At 38.4% G+C, this 17,660-nt stretch carries 18 protein-coding genes; 2 read left to right on the forward strand and 16 right to left on the reverse strand.

Annotated elements, in window-relative coordinates; translation table 11 throughout:
- Positions 1–16: 16 nt before the first annotated feature.
- From cysW to JEP40_RS11420, 6 genes are all read right to left on the reverse strand, one after another.
- Positions 17–859, reverse strand: a complete 843-nt coding sequence (cysW, locus tag JEP40_RS11395; RefSeq protein WP_198623645.1) for a sulfate/thiosulfate ABC transporter permease CysW — start codon at positions 857–859, stop codon at positions 17–19.
- Positions 859–1,692, reverse strand: coding sequence for a sulfate/thiosulfate ABC transporter permease CysT (gene cysT, locus JEP40_RS11400; protein ID WP_072068681.1), 834 nt, complete (start codon positions 1,690–1,692; stop codon positions 859–861). The genes cysW and cysT overlap by 1 nt, the downstream gene beginning before the upstream one ends.
- On the reverse strand, positions 1,692–2,711 hold the full coding sequence (gene cysP / locus JEP40_RS11405; RefSeq protein ID WP_198623646.1) for a thiosulfate ABC transporter substrate-binding protein CysP: 1,020 nt from the start codon (positions 2,709–2,711) through the stop codon (positions 1,692–1,694). Before cysP ends, cysT begins: the two co-directional genes overlap by 1 nt.
- Before the next feature lie 235 nt (positions 2,712–2,946).
- Entirely contained in the window at positions 2,947–3,843 is an 897-nt protein-coding gene (locus JEP40_RS11410) for a Dyp-type peroxidase (protein WP_198623647.1), read from the reverse strand.
- 120 nt (positions 3,844–3,963) lie between these two features.
- Positions 3,964–4,581: an RpoE-regulated lipoprotein gene (locus JEP40_RS11415; protein ID WP_232799259.1), complete on the reverse strand. Its 618-nt coding sequence runs from the start codon at positions 4,579–4,581 to the stop codon at positions 3,964–3,966.
- Positions 4,582–4,916: 335 nt separating this feature from the next.
- Complete coding sequence (locus JEP40_RS11420; protein WP_109407309.1) at positions 4,917–5,354, reverse strand: GNAT family acetyltransferase; 438 nt, start codon at positions 5,352–5,354, stop codon at positions 4,917–4,919.
- Positions 5,355–5,487: 133 nt separating this feature from the next.
- On the opposite strand from JEP40_RS11420, the gene hemF reads away from it, so the two are divergent.
- Positions 5,488–6,396 (forward strand): oxygen-dependent coproporphyrinogen oxidase, encoded by a 909-nt coding sequence (gene hemF, locus JEP40_RS11425; RefSeq protein ID WP_198623648.1) that lies wholly within the window; start codon positions 5,488–5,490, stop codon positions 6,394–6,396.
- 87 nt (positions 6,397–6,483) lie between these two features.
- On the opposite strand, the gene JEP40_RS11430 is transcribed toward hemF, so the two are convergent.
- Positions 6,484–6,831 carry a hypothetical protein gene (locus tag JEP40_RS11430; RefSeq protein WP_232799260.1) on the reverse strand — a complete coding sequence of 116 codons (348 nt, stop codon included), beginning with the start codon at positions 6,829–6,831 and terminating at the stop codon, positions 6,484–6,486.
- A 242-nt stretch (positions 6,832–7,073) separates the two neighbouring features.
- On the opposite strand from JEP40_RS11430, the gene JEP40_RS11435 reads away from it, so the two are divergent.
- Entirely contained in the window at positions 7,074–7,988 is a 915-nt protein-coding gene (locus JEP40_RS11435) for a Gfo/Idh/MocA family protein (protein ID WP_198623649.1), read from the forward strand.
- A 67-nt stretch (positions 7,989–8,055) separates the two neighbouring features.
- Here the strand turns inward: JEP40_RS11435 and der are convergent, their stop codons facing one another.
- From der to ndk, 9 genes are all read right to left on the reverse strand, one after another.
- On the reverse strand, positions 8,056–9,546 hold the full coding sequence (gene der, locus JEP40_RS11440; protein ID WP_198623650.1) for a ribosome biogenesis GTPase Der: 1,491 nt from the start codon (positions 9,544–9,546) through the stop codon (positions 8,056–8,058).
- Positions 9,547–9,665: 119 nt separating this feature from the next.
- Complete coding sequence (gene bamB / locus JEP40_RS11445) at positions 9,666–10,838, reverse strand: outer membrane protein assembly factor BamB (RefSeq protein ID WP_198623651.1); 1,173 nt, start codon at positions 10,836–10,838, stop codon at positions 9,666–9,668.
- A gap of 14 nt (positions 10,839–10,852) precedes the next feature.
- Positions 10,853–11,473: a YfgM family protein gene (locus tag JEP40_RS11450; RefSeq protein WP_198623652.1), complete on the reverse strand. Its 621-nt coding sequence runs from the start codon at positions 11,471–11,473 to the stop codon at positions 10,853–10,855.
- Positions 11,474–11,483: 10 nt separating this feature from the next.
- Positions 11,484–12,767 (reverse strand): histidine--tRNA ligase, encoded by a 1,284-nt coding sequence (hisS, locus tag JEP40_RS11455; protein WP_198623653.1) that lies wholly within the window; start codon positions 12,765–12,767, stop codon positions 11,484–11,486.
- 122 nt (positions 12,768–12,889) lie between these two features.
- Positions 12,890–14,011 (reverse strand): flavodoxin-dependent (E)-4-hydroxy-3-methylbut-2-enyl-diphosphate synthase, encoded by a 1,122-nt coding sequence (gene ispG, locus JEP40_RS11460; RefSeq protein ID WP_198623654.1) that lies wholly within the window; start codon positions 14,009–14,011, stop codon positions 12,890–12,892.
- A gap of 47 nt (positions 14,012–14,058) precedes the next feature.
- A complete protein-coding gene (gene rodZ, locus JEP40_RS11465; protein ID WP_198623655.1) occupies positions 14,059–15,015 on the reverse strand; it encodes a cytoskeleton protein RodZ in 957 nt (318 codons plus the stop codon).
- A gap of 74 nt (positions 15,016–15,089) precedes the next feature.
- Positions 15,090–15,524 (reverse strand): hypothetical protein, encoded by a 435-nt coding sequence (locus JEP40_RS11470; RefSeq protein WP_198623656.1) that lies wholly within the window; start codon positions 15,522–15,524, stop codon positions 15,090–15,092.
- Positions 15,525–15,612: 88 nt separating this feature from the next.
- Positions 15,613–16,794, reverse strand: a complete 1,182-nt coding sequence (locus JEP40_RS11475; RefSeq protein ID WP_109407318.1) for a bifunctional tRNA (adenosine(37)-C2)-methyltransferase TrmG/ribosomal RNA large subunit methyltransferase RlmN — start codon at positions 16,792–16,794, stop codon at positions 15,613–15,615.
- Between the two features lie 156 nt (positions 16,795–16,950).
- Positions 16,951–17,376 carry a nucleoside-diphosphate kinase gene (ndk, locus tag JEP40_RS11480; protein ID WP_023581630.1) on the reverse strand — a complete coding sequence of 142 codons (426 nt, stop codon included), beginning with the start codon at positions 17,374–17,376 and terminating at the stop codon, positions 16,951–16,953.
- Positions 17,377–17,660: the final 284 nt, after the last annotated feature.

Genomic DNA, 17,660 nt, shown 5'->3' on the forward strand with positions numbered 1-17,660 from the left:
TGTGTCAATAATGATGTCATTGCTGGCGAGCTAAATGCCATTGCAATGCACTTTTAAACATTAAGGTGAATATCGCCATCATGGCGAGTAATGCAGCCGCCGTAAAAGCACCAACGGTATTGTAATCTTGATGCAGTAATTCAACTTGTAACGGCAGTGAATATGTTTCACCACGAATGGCACCGGATACTACTGAAACAGCACCAAACTCACCAATGGCTCTGGCATTGGTTAATACCACACCATAGAGTAACGCCCAACGAATATTCGGCAATGTCACGCGCCAAAACATTTTCCATCCACTCGCCCCTAATAACACAGCCGCTTCATCTTCTTGACTGCCTTGACTCATCATTACAGGTACCAGTTCTCTAACAACAAAAGGACAAGTCACAAATACGGTGACTAAAACCATCCCTGGCCATGAGAACATAAGTTGAATATCAAACTGAGATAACCATTGACCTGCCCAGCCATTACTACCGTAAAAAAGTAAGTAGAGCAGTCCAGCGACAACAGGCGATACCGCAAAAGGAATATCAATCAATGTCATTAACAGTTGGCGTCCCGGAAAACGAAAACGAGTGACCAACCATGCCATACTGACACCAAACAACATATTGACAGGTACTGTGATTAGCGCGATTAATACCGTTAGCCAGACAGCATGTAACATATCGCTGTCTAATAAGTTCTCTGTAAATATTTCAACACCCTTTGAAAACGCGGTCATAAAGATCCACGCAATAGGCACAACTAAAAATAAAATGGATAACACAATACCTGTAAGGATCAATCCCCACTTCACCCAATCAATTTGCCGACGATAAATAGAGCGTTGTTGTATAATATCTGACATCAATGCCCCCTCAACCGTTGACCAAATCGGCTTTGTAATCCATTAATTGAAAACAGTAAGACTAAAGAAACAAGTAAAATCACAGAAGCCACAGCACTAGCCGCAGGATAATCAAACTCTTGTAATCGAATAAAAATCATCAAGGAAACTACTTCTGTTTGCCATGCAATATTGCCGGCAATAAAAATAACGGCACCAAACTCACCTAAACTACGCGTAAAAGAGAGCGCGGTTCCAGCAATTAATGCGGGTGATAATTCAGGTAATACAACTTTACGAAATGTTTGCCAACGGCTCGCCCCTAGCGTTTCAGCGGCTTCTTCATACTCTGGGCCTAATTCTTCAAGTACTGGCTGAACCGTTCTTACTACAAAAGGTAAGCTGGTAAAGGCCATAGCAACAGCTATCCCAATCCATGTATTAATAACTTTGATATCAAATTTATCTAGCACAAAGCCATACCAGCCTTGTGTTGAGAACAGAGTAGCAAGCGTTAATCCTGCAACCGCAGTGGGTAAAGCAAAAGGCAAATCCATTAAACCATCAAGTAATTGTCTGCCCGGAAAACGATAACGTGTAATGATCCACGCAAGCAACATGCCAAAAATAGCATTAAAAATACTGGCAACCGCAGCCGCGAGTAGTGTGACTTTATACGCAGCAACAATTTGAGGATGCGTTATGACTGCCCAATATTGCGCCCAGCTCATATCAGAAAGTTGCACAACCAGCGCACTCATTGGTAATAGTAAGATCAAGCAGGTATAAAATAAGGTTCCGCCTAAGCTTAATCCAAATCCTGGTAATACCCGTTTGCTGGTTGTGGTAAACATTATTGACGTCCTTGCGCTAATAACTTGTCAAGCATGCCATCTGTTGTGAAATGCGTTTTCATCACGTTATTCCAGTCGCCAAATATCTCTTCAACAGTAAATAAAGACGTTGCTGGAAATTGTGCTGCCTTTGGAGCCATCACAGCTTTATCATTTACGCGATAGTTAAACTGCGTGATGATCTCTTGTGCTTCAGGGCTATATAAATAATTGAGGTAAGCTTTTGCCAATGCTTCGGTATCGTTACGTTGCACATTTTTATCAATCCAAGCAACTGGAAACTCAGCTAGGATATCTACGGGTGGCACAATAACTTGATATTCATCTTCGCCATATTGCTGGCGAATATTATTAACTTCCGATTCAAAACTGATCAGCACATCCCCTAGTCCACGCTCAATAAAAGAAGTTGTAGCTCCACGACCTCCGGTATCAAACACTTCAACATTTTTAAGGAACTTTTTCATTGCTTCTTGGGTTTTTGCATTATTACCATAGGCTTTTTCAAAAGCCCCCCAAGCAGCTAAATAGGTATAACGCCCATTACCTGATGTTTTTGGATTAGGGAAAACCACTTTGACATCTTCACGGGTTAGATCTTCCCATGTCGTAATATTTTTAGGATTACCTTTGCGAACTAAATAGGCCATAGTGGAATAATAAGGTGAGCTATTATTGGGCAAACGTTGTTGCCAATTCGCAGGAATAAGCTTGCCTTTATCATGCAGAATTTGCACATCTGTCACTTGGTTGTATGTCACCACATCCGCAGGTAGCCCTTGCAATATCGCAAGTGCTTGCTTAGAAGAGCCAGCATGAGATTGTTTGATTGTCACTTTGTCATCAGGATGCTGTGCATCCCACTGGGTTTTAAAATGACTATTTAGCTGTGTGAATAACTCTCGCGCAATGTCATAAGAGCTATTAAGTAATTGAGCCGCCCCTGCATAACTGCTGACAACCAAAGACAATGCTGTAGTTGCTTGTAATGCAAAGGTTCTGATTGTATTTTTCTTCATCAAGAGTACCCATCATTGTAAGTTTTATTCTAATGGTTACTTTATCGGCTTTATTTATAACAGTGTAGTTAGCTTTTGTTATTTGATATAACCGAAAGCTATTAAAATTAAGTGAAACGCAAGCTAATTCATTAAATTTATATTGATTAAGATTAATGTGAAAAAAATTCAGACAAAAATGCCTGCGATTAAAGCAGGCATTTCATCAATAAAAACTTATTTAATACTCGGTAATTTACAGTGCTTTTAAGACTTCATAAGATGGAGCAAAGTAGTAACTTCCTGTAACAGGTTTACTCATACGTAGTAAGTCATCATGTTTGCCGTCTAATTCACCAAACATACTTAGTAATTGCTGTTCAATATTATATAAACGACCACAATAAGCTAAGAAATATAAACCATGTTTACCACTTGCAGTACCATAAGGTAGGCTGTGACGTAAAATTGCCAACTCTTCACCGTCTTCTTCAATTACAACACGAGAAACGTGAGAGGTAACATTACGTTCAGATTCATCAAGTTCAACACTATCTTTTTTAGTGCGACCGATCATTTTTTCTTGATCTGATTCACTAAAACGAGCCCATTTTTTTAGATTATGCTCATAACGCTGAACTAAAACATAACTACCACCAGCATCAACACCATCATTAATCAATGCAACACCGTAGCGCTCATCATCTTGTGGGTTTTCTGTACCATCAATAAAACCACTTAAATCGCGCTCTTCTATCCAACGGAAACCATGAATTTCTTCTTCAATTTTAATGGCATCACCAAAAGCAGCAATTGCCGCTTGTGCCAACGAAAAGTTCACATCATGACGCATAGATTGAATGTGAATAAGTAGATCTCGTTGTGTTGCTGGTGCTAAACCTTTACCTAACGGGCGAAAAGGTTTTAGTTCAGGTGCACTATTTTCATCTGATAATTTTTTCCAAAGATCGGAGCCAAATGCAACAACTGCGCCTAATGACGCATCAGGAAATTGCTTTTGTAAATCAGATAATGATTGCATAAATTTCTGACATCCTTGACGCAGAAATTCTAATTCACCCACGACCATTGCTTCGATGAAAAGACCAAATTTACTATGTGCGACTAAAATGCCACTTTGTGCATGAGACATATTGCTTCCCTAATCAATAATCAAAACGCTCGGAATAATGTTAATTATATCGAATATTTTTTTCCGAAGATTTGCCTTTTAACAAAAATCAGACAGTCTGATTATAAAATCTTCCATATATTATAGGGAATAGCGTGTAGGTGTTTTGTTCTGCCAAATAATTTGCGTTAATGTCCAATTCGATAAAACTTCATCCGGTGGCATTAATCCATCAGGGCCGTCCCATTGTCCACTAAAGACATAACTCACTGATTTAGCTTGCTCTGATTGGCATAATATTGTTCTTTGTTTTTCATCTTTAGGGCCTTTGCTACACGCACCAAAGGCTTTTTTATAGATATCTTTAAATGGCGTACCCATAGTCGTGCCCCAATCCGTCGTTGCTTTGACATCAAAGACTTCTATTTTCTCAACGGTGCCTTTTTCTTTACCATAGAAAGCCACTTGAATTTTATTATCTTCTAGACCCTGAACAATAACGGTAATATCACTACCTTGCATTTCCATGCCTTCACGATAATGGAAACGACTCCCTAGCTCATTCTTAATATCATTTTCTGTTATTTTTGTTGAGTTTGTAATATTACCTAATCCATTAGCAGAAACGGTCAGTGTATCATTTGAAAACCAATTCATCGGATTTAGTGCAGAAAAAGACATTCCTCCCATGGATGAACAGCCACTTAATAGCAAAACGCTTGTGCTTAAACACAAGGGTAACCAAAACTTAGGCATCATTTGTTTCTCCGTTAAACTTTTTCATCACTCATTAAAATAGATATTGATGTCATTAGGCACACCTTATCTTACTCTTTACTGCACCTCAATCATCAGACTAAAACACTCACAATAAATTAGCATAACAATGTATTGTCTAATTTAACGCCAAATAACCCCATGAAAAAGAAAGCCTAATTACGACCCTTTACATCACAGTTTGTTCCATAGAAAAAGCAATATCAGATTTTACGTATAAAATAAGAGAATTAAGTGTAGAGATAAAATTAGAGAAACCGAAAGGACAAACACAGAAGTAAAAATAACCCTCAAAATACTGAGGGCTTATGACATAGTTAGAGATCGAAATCCTGATCGATAATTAACCGTTTAGTATAAGTTGTACTTTCTTGGTTTTGATCTTCATACAATAACTTTTCAAACATAAAAATCGTTGCATCATTTTCTTCTGGTACAACTAATGTAATTTGTGGACATCCTTTCGCGATCAGCTTTTTCTCTAATCGAGAGATCAATGCATTCGCAATGCCTCTACCACGAAAGTCAGGATGAACCCCTAAATAGTATAAAGATCCACGATGACCATCATAGCCCCCCATCACACTCCCTACCAGTTCACCGGCCACTTCTGCAATCAAAAATAAATCAGGTGAATGGTTTATTTTTCTTTCAATATCAATTTCGGGATCGTTCTCTGGCGAAATTAAATCGCAACGTTCCCAAAGAGTAATAATTGCCTCAAAATCATCTTGGCGAAATACACGTATTTCCATGGTTTTGCCTGTTATTGTTCATATAAATCTGAATTTATTATCGCTTGTTTGGTTTATGAATCAACTTGAAAATGAGAACATAGACAATATGGAGTTCTATTTTTAATAAATATGATAAAAATTGTAGGTTATTATGAATTTACCTGATATTCATCGTGTTAAAGAATTTTTCTTATCACTACAAGATACGATTTGTCACTCTCTTGAAAACATAGACCAAAAAGCGACTTTTCAGCAAGATAATTGGGAAAGAAAAGAAGGTGGCGGTGGCCGTACTCGCGTATTAACCCATGGGGCACTTTTTGAACAAGCAGGCGTTAACTTTTCACATGTCTATGGTGAATCACTCCCTAAATCTGCAACGGCGCATCGCCCTGAATTAGTAGGACGTCGTTTTCAAGCAATGGGAGTTTCATTAGTTATTCATCCACTTAATCCTTATATTCCAACCTCTCATGCGAATGTCCGTTTTTTTATTGCTGAAAAAGAAGGTGAAGATCCCATTTGGTGGTTTGGTGGTGGCTTTGATTTAACACCTTATTATGGGTTTGAAGAAGATGTTATTCATTGGCATAAGGTTGCTAAATCCGTTTGCACCCCTTTTGATGAAGATTATTATCCGCGTTATAAAAAATGGTGTGATGATTATTTTTATATTAAACACCGCAACGAGTCTCGCGGTGTCGGTGGGCTTTTCTTTGATGATTTAAATACCCCCAATTTTGACCATTGTTTCGAGTTTGTTCAACGTGTCGGCCTTGGTTATCTTGATGCTTACTTACCTATCGTTGAAAAGCGTAAATCAATACCTTGGGGAGAGCGTGAGCGCCAATTCCAACTCTATCGTCGTGGTCGCTATGTTGAGTTTAATTTAGTGTGGGATAGAGGAACCTTATTTGGGCTACAAAGTGGAGGGAGAACAGAGTCAATTTTAATGTCTATGCCACCTTTAGTCCGTTTTGAGTATGATTATTCGCCCGAGCCAGATACTCCAGAAGCAAAGCTATACAGTGACTTTTTGATCCAAAAAGAGTGGGTATAAAGCCAATAAATCATTAAATGTAGAGCCACTTTATAAAGTGGCTCTACTAAGACAAAACAAGAAAGTTAATAAAAATATTTTCTAAGATCAATTAAATAAAAAGGCCAGTAATCCGGTGACTTTATTTTTATTTTCCCAACCTTCTCCTCTCATACAGGTATTAAAATAATCTCTACGTTGCCATTCATTCGCATCTGAAGGAAAAGATGTACCTGCCCCTGAATTTGGCATATCTTTACCATTTATTTTCATTGGAGCAAAAGAAGGTTGACTTGAAGCCATATATCTCGCGGGATATCGCGCTTTGGCTTCTTGCATACACATGTTCTTAGCGATATCTAAAGGAGATGGTGTGGTGGTGTTTGCTTCCCATTTTTCAGGTGTTGCACAAGCAGAAAGAACAAAAACAGACGCAACAATAATATATTTTTTCAAGATAGCTGGCTCATTAAAGCAAATAAGAATCACTCTTATTTTAAGTGTTTATTGAAATCGCTAAATTAATTATTTATGAAATACGAGAAACCCCGATCTCAATAACTTTAAAATTTATCACTCTATCTACCATGATGAGTTCCTAGCTAAATTTCTCATTGAAATAATAGCCACGTATATCGTACAAATAGAACGAAATGATCTAGAGTTAACAGGCTCTGCATTAATAAGAAAGGTGAATAATGACGAAATTACGTATCGGTATGGTCGGCTTAGGATCAATTGCACAAAAAGTTTATCTTCCTATTTTAACTAAAGCTTCTAACTGGGAATTTTTAGGTGCGTATTCACCTAATAAAGAAAAAGGAACTAAGATTTGTACTGATTATCGTATTCCTTACTTCGATAGGTTAGATACGCTTGCTAATCAATGTGATGCTATATTTGTGCACAGTGCAACTTCAAGCCATTTTGAAGTTATAGACTTTTTATTAAATACCGGTGTTCATGTTTATGTTGATAAGCCTTTAACTGAACATATTCATCAATCTGAAGAATTGATTGAGCTTGCTACTAAAAAAAATAAAAAGCTAATGGTCGGTTTTAATCGTCGTTTCGCGCCTTTTTATCACCAGTTAAAACAAAATATCTCTCACCTCTCTTCATTAAGAATTGATAAACATCGGTGTGATAGCGTTGGCCCTAACGATACACGTTTTACTTTGTTGGATGATTATTTACATGTTGTTGATACTGCACTTTGGCTTACAGGCTCAAAAGCAGAGCTGCTCAGTGGTAGTATTACTCAAACAGAAAAAAACTCACTGTTTTATGCGGAACATCATTTAAAAAGTAAGGATTGTTGGATAACAACCTCTATGCATAGGAAAGCGGGTAGCCAACAAGAACAACTTATTGCTGTAAGTGAAGATGCCATTCATCAAATTACAAATATGAATTTATGGCGCAGTGAAAATAATAATTCAATAACTGAAAAACACCCTGAAAATTGGGATCCCATTCTATTACAAAGAGGTTTTATTGGTGCAGTTGAGCATTTTATTCAATGTGTAATAAATGATACCACACCAATGACAAGCGGTGAGCAAGCGATTATTGCTCAACTCATGGTAGAAAAAATGCTAGCCAATCAATAGGTTGAGATTTAAAAAAACTGAGTTCATTATAAATTGAACTCAGTTTTTATTTTGATACTAAATTAACTTATTTCGATTTCTTCAAGTGAGACATTAAACGTTTACGTTTACGCAACTGAGATTGTGTTAATTTGTTTTTCTTATCCGCATAAGGGTTTTCACCCTCTTTAAATTGAATACGGATTGGCGTGCCCATAACTTGCAGAGTACGACGGAAATAGTTCATCAAATAACGCTTATAGCTATCTGGTAAATCAGTTACCTGATTACCATGAATAACCACAACAGGTGGGTTATAACCACCGGCGTGTGCATATTTCATTTTTACACGACGTCCACGAACAATTGGTGGCTGGTGATCATCTTCTGCCATCTTCATGATGCGAGTGAGCATTGATGTACCTACACGACGTGTCGCACAGACATAAGCTTCTTGAATAGATTCAAAAAGATTACCTACACCACTACCATGTAATGCAGAGATAAAGTGAACTCGCGCAAAGTCAACAAAACCGAGTTTAAGATCAAGCATGGCTTTTACTTGTTCACGATCATCTTGTGTCATGCCATCCCATTTATTAACAGCAATCACCAATGAACGACCTGCATTCAAGATATAACCTAATAATGAAAGATCTTGGTCTGAAATACCTTCACGGGCATCAATAACTAACAATGCAACGTTAGAATCTTCAATCGCTTGCAGTGTTTTGATAACAGAGAATTTTTCTACTGTTTCTTTCACTTTACCGCGCTTACGAACACCTGCTGTATCGATGATGATATATTCTTTATCATCACGCTGCATAGGAATATAGATACTGTCACGTGTTGTACCGGGCATATCGTAAACAACAACACGATCTTCACCAAGCATACGATTTGTCAGCGTCGATTTACCTACATTAGGACGACCAACAATCGCCAATTTTACAGGTAATGTAGAAGGATCGAAGTCATCTTCTTCCTCTTCTAATGCTTGTGCTTCTTGCTCAGCTTCTAATGCAGCCCAATATGCTGCATTCTCTTCTTCTTCAGTCAGCTCTTTTTCTTCTTCAACCACTTTCCCTGTAATAGGTAATAATGCTTGTTCAATTAATTGAGCCACACCACGACCATGCGAGGCTGCAATTGGGAAAATTTCACCTAAACCTAAAGAATAGAAATCAGCTAACGCAGTATCAGTATCAATACCGTCAGTTTTATTCGCAACTAAATATGTTTTTTTCTCAACACCACGAAGATGTTTGGCAATACCTTGGTCTGCTGGCATTAAACCAGCACGCGCATCAACTAAAAATAGTACAACGTCGGCTTCTTGAATTGCCTGTAATGATTGTGATGCCATATGGGTTTCAACACCCTCTTCAGCGCCATCAATACCACCAGTATCAATAATAATAAATTCTTCGCCCTCTAACTCTGCACGACCGTATTTACGGTCACGAGTGAGGCCAGGAAAATCGGCAACTAATGCGTCTCTGGTGCGTGTTAGTCGATTAAATAACGTGGATTTACCCACGTTAGGGCGCCCTACTAAGGCAATAACGGGTATCATTTTTTGATGCCTCATAAAAATACAATCATAATTCTGATTGTATTTTACATGTAATTACTAAAAAGACGAAACGGCTCCTTTAAAGGAGCCGTAAAATAAATGGATTTGTCAGTAATTAATTACCGACTATAAAGATAAAGCTTACCGTCACGAGCTTGGATCATCAGTTTATCATTTACCGCTTGAGGGCGACTTAATAAACCTGAGCTATTTACCTCGTTTTGTGCAATGAATTTACCTGTTGAGGTATCAATCCAATGGAGATAACCTTCAGCATCACCAACCACTAAATAGCCATCAAAAATAGCAGGGGCGGTTAAATTACGATGCAACAAATCTTCTTGTGTCCATAATGTCACACCATCAGATTTACGAACAGATAAAACTCGGTCATTTTGGTCAACAAGGTAAAGATTATCACCTAATAGCACCATATCATTGACTGAACCTAAATCGCGTTTCCAAAGAATTTGTCCAGAACGCATATCAAGGCTAACTAAGTTACCGTTATACGCCATCGCATATACCGTATTTTCATCAATAATCGGTGTCATATCCACATCATTTAATCGGCTAATTTCAGTTGAGCCTTTAATCTGTGAAATATTTTGTTGCCAAATCAACTGTCCTTGAGAAAGGATAACTGCACTGACACGGCCATTATCTGCACCAATGATTGCAGCACCATAAGCGACAGCTGGCGCAGATTCACCACGCAGAGATAATGATGGTGTATCTAAATTAACCGTCCATGATATTTCGCCAGTTAATAAATCCAACCCTTGCAATAAGCCATTACTGGTATGAATAAGCACTAACCCATCGCTAACAACAGGTTTTGAAAGGGCTTCGCCTGCAACATCGGTTTCCCAATCAATAGAACCATTATCAGTATTCAACGCATAGACTTTTGCTTTTTCAGTTCCCACAAAAACGCGAGTACCTGAAACAGTCAATCCACCAGAAAGTAATGCGGATTCATTGGATGAAAGAAAACCCGTTTTAATAGAGAGATCTTGTGACCAGAGCTCTTTACCTGTTTCCAAATCTAACGCTTTAACTAAACCATGGCGATCAGCGACATAGACAACTGAGCCATCCCATGTTGGTGACAAGTGAGAATAGTATTTACCAATACCATTTCCAACTGATTTGTCCCAAACAGCTCTAGGTGTAAATTGGCTCTGCACCTCAGGTAATGGAGACATTGTCACATTATCCTGTTCACTAGAACACCCTGCCAATAAAGCAGATGCTAGTAGACCAACCAGGAGAGTTTTACGCAGTTGCATGTCTGAAGATCCCTTTAATTGGATAAATTATTGAGTTTAAGTTCAACCAGTGAGCGAATAGCACCCGCATTTTCATCAGTTAATGCGCTACGATAAGCGGTTGCTGCACCTGCATTATCGCCTTTTTTCGCTAATACATCACCACGGATATAATTTTTCATTCCATTCCATGCTTTGCCTTTCACTTGCTCTAACGAAATCAAAGCAGCATCAGTTTTATCTAATGCTAATTGTACGCGAGCTAAACGAAGGTTAAGCATATCTGCAAATGCATCATTTTTTACTTTTGTAATAGCGGCTGTCAGATGACGCTCACCATTAACTAAATCATTAGCATCGATAGCAATTTGTGCAAGTTCTAGTGACGCTAATGCGCCATAAACATCATTTGTATCTGTAACAAATTTTTCAGCTAACGCAATATTTTCAGGGGTTGGTTTAGCGAGTGCTTCACTCACGGTTGCAAAAGCACTTGCACTTTCTTGCAAGCGATTTGTTTGATGTGATTGCCAATATTTCCAACCAAACACACCACCAAAACCAATAACCGCGGCTAAAACAATGGTTAAACCGTAATTTTTTATAAACTGTTTAATTGCATCAACTTGTTCGTTTTCAGTGCTATAAACTTCCACAAGTCTCTCCTTAACCTAATAACAGAGTCAATTGCTGAGCTAGCTCATTACGAGCAACGATTGTTTGTTCTCCTGAACGCAAATCTTTCACTGCAACGGTGCCGGCATTAATTTCATCTTCGCCTAAAATCAATGCAATTTTAGCGCCTTGTTTATCGGCACGTCCTAATTGTTTTTTAAAGTTGCCATTACCATGATTTGTCATTAGACGTAATGTTGGTAATTGGTCACGAATTTCTTCAGCAAGCATTAATGCTGCGCTTTGACTCTTCTCACCAAAAGAAGCAAGGTAAACATCAGCCACATTGGTATCTGCAACAAATTCAGGGTTAACCGCTTGAACTAATAAAATCATGCGCTCCATACCCATTGCAAAACCCACAGCAGGTGTTGGATGTCCGCCAAGTTGCTTCACAAGTCCATCGTAACGACCACCAGCACAAACTGTGCCTTGTGATCCTAATGCGCTGGTAACCCACTCAAAAACAGTACGGTTATAATAATCTAAGCCTCGCACTAAGCGCTGATTAACACGATATGTAATACCCACAGCATCTAATAATGCACAAAGACCATCAAAGTGCGCTCTTGATTCGTCATCAAGATAATCGAAAAGTTCAGGCGCATCATTCAATAAAGTCTGAATTTCTGGATTTTTTGAGTCTAAAACACGCAATGGGTTAGAATACATACGACGTTTGCAGTCTTCGTCTAACTTATCAACGTGCTGCTCTAAAAAGGCAACTAATGCTTCACGGTATTTGGCACGAGCTTCTAACGAACCAATAGAGTTTAGTTCTAATGTTACGTGTTCTGAAATACCTAACGCTTTCCACCAGCGCGCCGTTAACATAATTAACTCAGCATCAATGTCTGGGCCTTGTAGACCAAAGACTTCTGCTCCTAATTGGTGGAATTGGCGATAGCGACCTTTTTGAGGGCGCTCGTAACGGAACATTGGCCCCAAATACCATAAACGTTGTTCTTGGTTGTAAAGCAAACCATGTTCGATACCTGCACGTACACAGCCCGCAGTATTTTCTGGACGTAACGTCAGGCTTTGTGCATCTTCACCACGATCGGTAAAAGTATACATTTCTTTTTCAACAACATCAGTGACTTCACCAATTGCTCGCTGAAATAGAGGGGTATGCTCTACGATAGGTGTTCTGATTTCACTAAAACCATAACCCGCTAAAATTTGTTTTAACGTGTTTTCAATTTTCTGCCATACACGAGTGTCAGCAGGTAGATAGTCGTTCATACCACGAATGGCTTGGATTTTTTGTGCCACTTTTCTTCTCTAATAGTTATTAGTTGATTGTTAAGCTGATTATAGAAGCGATATCAATCAGTATTCAATGTGAAATCAATAGTAAAACTGGCTCATTGATTAATGAGCCAGTTTTTTGAGTGTTATTTATCCAATTGATTTATATTTATACGCATGCTGTCATCAAGCATTGACGCTTTAGCACGGATCTTCGCTTCTAATAAATCAATCATATTACCATTATCAAGACGTTCTTTTTGCCTTACACCGTCTTCATAAAAACCACTGCGTGTTTTAGCACCAGTAACACCTAAAGTTGATACCTCTGCTTCACCAGGGCCATTAACGACACAGCCAATAATAGAGACATCCATTGGAGTGATAATATCTTCAAGACGTTGTTCTAATTCATTAACCGTTCCAATAACATCAAATTCTTGACGGGAACATGTCGGACAAGCAATAAAGTTAATCCCGCGAGAACGAATACGTAATGATTTTAGAATATCAAAACCGACTTTAACCTCTTCAACAGGATCAGCCGCTAATGAAATTCTTAATGTGTCGCCAATACCTTCTGATAATAAGATCCCTAAGCCAATAGCCGATTTAACTGATCCTGCTCTTGCGCCACCAGCTTCGGTGATCCCAAGATGTAAAGGTTGATCAATTTTTTTCGCTAATAAGCGATAAGAATCAACTGCAAGGAAAACATCAGAGGCTTTTACGCTAACTTTAAATTGTTCAAAGTTCAGTCGATCGAGAATATCGACATGACGCATTGCTGACTCAACTAATGCTTCAGGTGTAGGCTCTCCATATTTCTCTTGAATGTCTTTTTCAAGCGAGCCACCATTTACACCAATACGAATAGGAATATTATAATGACGAGCACAGTCAACAACTTGACGAATACGTTCTTCACTACCGATATTACCTGGGTTGATACGCAAGCAATCAACGCCATATTCGGCGACTTTTAATGCAATACGATAGTCAAAATGGATATCAGCCACTAAAGGCACATTAACTTGTTGCTTAATTAATTTGAATGCTTCGGCTGCATCCATTGTAGGTACAGAAACACGAACAATATCCACCCCAACACGTTCCAGAGATTTTATCTGGCGAACAGTCGCTTCTACGTCTGTTGTTCGTGTATTCGTCATCGACTGTACAGCGATAGGTGCACCATCGCCAACAGGAACATTACCTACATAAATTCGAGTCGATTTGCGACGAATAATAGGTGATTCTTTATGCATTGATTAATTCTCCCATGCTTCCATGCTTGCTCAAATGTGTAGTCAGATTAAGCGCTCGGTACTGTTATTTTTGCTATTTTTCCAGTAAAACGACTTAAATCAATTGATTCACCATTAAACTGTAAGCGAGTAACAGAAGGTGCGCCTATTTTTAGTTTATAAGGTTGCTCACCATCAAATTCCAAACGATCACCCGCTTTCTTAATACCATTAAATAAAACTTTATTTTGAGCATTACGAATTTCTAACCAACACTCACCATCAAACATTAACACTAATTGATTTGCGATCGCAGGCGCTTGTGATGATGTTGATTCTTGTGTTGAATTTGCACGAGAAGTTGTCGATGTTGTTAACGGAGATACCGGTAATGGAACTGTTCTGACTTCTGTTGGTGCAGGTGTTGTCGTTTCAATTGTTGGTGACGTAGCAACATTACTCCCCTGAGTATCGACTAATGACGATGCAGGTACTTGTAAATTATCACCTTCAGATGTTGACGTATTATCTAAAGAATCTACCGGATTGGTGTTTTCTTGTGTACTATTTTGCCCTATGTCTTGTGATGCCATAGAGACTAATTCTTGTTGATCCGCCTGATGACCTTGCCACCACCAAACACCAACGAGTGCGACCATTACAATAACAATCACCCATGTGATTTTCATCAGCCAACCCTCACGTTTTTTGTGACGTTTACCTAATGAGTAATTTTGTGTGGTTGTCATTCTAATTTGTTTAACAGGCGCTTGTTGATCGATAAAACCAAGGATGTCTTTTTCAGGAACGCCAACTAATTTGGCGTAAGAACGCATATATCCGCGTAAGAAGGTTGGTGCAATATCAGAAGAAACGGAATCTGTTTCAATTTCGCGAACTGTCGATAACTTCAAACAAAGTCGATCAGCAACAGTTTGTTGTGTTAGCCCTACTTTTTCTCGTGCCTGACGTAAAAGTTGACCTGCTGTTAATTTCACTTCTTCGGTTTTGTTTTCAGTATTCATTAGCAATCTAGGCACTGTGGCTATTGGATGTTTAACATTGATGAACTCGCAAAAGCACAAAGTACCTTAGCGTATCACCGCGAATTTTTTGATATTTCATGAAAACTTTGCTGACAGACCAAATAATCTGGCGGTATATCCTCAATTGACACACTATTATTGTTTAATAGTTTTTGTTCACAAAGGAAATTACCATAAAGCCTTAATACATTAACATTTACTGGCTTCGACTTCATCGCTAATTTGTAATAATCTAACGCTTGAATAGAATTCCCCAATAACTGCGATGTTAACGCCATTCCTAAATTAGCATCAGGGTGATTTGGCATCACCGATAACACTTTTTGGAAATGATATTGTGCGGCTTGGTATTGTCTTTCAGCTAAATAAGCATCACCTAATTGTAAACGTGTCGATACTGCAACACGTTCTTGATTGGCTGATGATTGACAACCTAATGTCAATAACATCAAGCCAATAGTTATAATTACTGATGATATCCTTATCATCGTCATATTCCTTAAATATATTCATCCTTGTACTCCCTACTTTGTAATTATGTAATACACTTCACAAAGAAAGAGACATCCAACTGTATCAGACTGCTTTTACTGAAATTAGTTCACCTTGTTGGCGTTTTTTCAGCGTACGTTTTGTGCGGTCAATAACATCACCGGCTAATTGTCCACATGCCGCATCAATATCATCACCACGCGTTTTGCGTACAATTGTCGTAAAACCATACTCCATTAATACTTTAGAGAAACGATCAATACGGCTATTAGAGCTACGTCCATATGGTGCCCCTGGGAACGGGTTCCATGGAATTAAGTTAATTTTACATGGCGTATCTTTTAAAAGCTCGGCTAATTGGTGAGCTTGCTCTGTGCTATCATTTATGTGATCAAGCATGACATATTCAATAGTAACACGCCCTTGATTCGCATTTGATTTAGCAATATAACGTCGAACACCCTCAAGAAACATTTCAATATTATATTTCTTGTTAATTGGTACGATTTCATCACGAATGTCATCGGTTGGTGCATGTAATGAAATAGCTAAAGCTACATCAACGGCATCACCTAATTTATCTAATGCAGGTACAACACCTGATGTAGATACGGTGACACGACGTTTAGATAAACCAAAACCAAAATCATCCATCATGATTTCAAGTGCTGGAATAACATTGTTTAAATTCAGTAATGGCTCACCCATTCCCATCATAACAACGTTCGTAATAGGACGACGGCCTGTCTCTTTTAATGAGCCAATAATTTTAGCAGCACGCCACACTTGTCCAATGATTTCAGATACTTTTAGGTTACGGTTAAAACCTTGCTGTGCAGTTGAACAGAATTTACACTCTAAGGCGCAACCAACTTGTGAGGAAACACATAATGTTGCACGATCATCTTCTGGGATATACACAGTTTCGACTTGTTGATCACCAACTTTAATTGCCCATTTAATCGTGCCATCAGTTGAACGTTGTTCTTCAGAAACTTCAGGTGCTTTAATTTCAGCAATTTCTTTTAATTTATTGCGTAACACCTTATTGATATCTGTCATTTGATCAAAATCGTCATAACAGTAGTGATACATCCACTTCATAATTTGGTCAGCACGGAAAGGTTTTTCGCCCATAGAGACAAAAAGCTCTCGCATCTGTTTACGATTTAAATCCAACAGATTAATTTTAGTTTTTTGATTCACAGTATTTTCTTTAGAAACAGCGACAGAAGCGCTTGGCGCTGGGGTGGTAGATTGGGTCATGACATTGCCTCGTTGTTACACTATGCGGCCTGCATTAGCATTGATGCTAATGGGATACTTATATATTTGTATAATTAAACAATAATAAAAAACGCCCTGTTAATAATCAAACAGGGCGTCGCATTGTACTGTTTTTCGCGTAGAGATGCTAATAAATTAGCGTGCGCAAACTTCGTTTTCAGTGAAGAAGTAGGCGATTTCGCGAGCAGCAGAAGCTTCTGAATCTGAACCGTGTACCGCATTTTCGGTAAAGCTGTCAGCATAATCAGCACGTAATGTGCCTGCTAATGCGTTGTCTGGATTAGTTGCGCCCATCAAATCACGGTGACGTTGGATCGCATTTTCACCTTCTAACACTTGAACCATAATTGGGCCAGAAGTCATAAATTCAACTAAGCCATCAAAGAATGGACGGCCTTTGTGCTCTTCATAAAAGCCTTCAGCTTGTTCGCGAGTTAAATGCAACATTTTAGCACCAATGATGCTAAAGCCCGCGCTTTCAAAACGGTGATAGATAGCACCGATAACATTTTTTTTCACTGCGTTTGGTTTGATAATAGAAAATGTGCGCTGAATAGCCATGTCTTACCTCTAAATTATTTTATTAATGATAACTTTTGTTATCTCTTTTATCGCAGATCATGGAAAAACGAATCAAAAACCGCATTCCCTGCAAAAAATAAGGGCTCGATTATAGGAGGATAAAAATGAATTGCACAGATTGAATAGCTTTTTTTTTAAAAAACTGTGGCAAAAAAGTTATAAATTATCGATCTAATCACATTTTTAACGTTTTCCATGTTCAAACTGAAAAATGAGAATAAAAAAGAACCGTAATGAAATGCTATTAATAACCCTTTTATGTT

Source organism: Proteus vulgaris (genome assembly GCF_016239305.1).
Lineage (GTDB): Bacteria > Pseudomonadota > Gammaproteobacteria > Enterobacterales > Enterobacteriaceae > Proteus > Proteus vulgaris_C.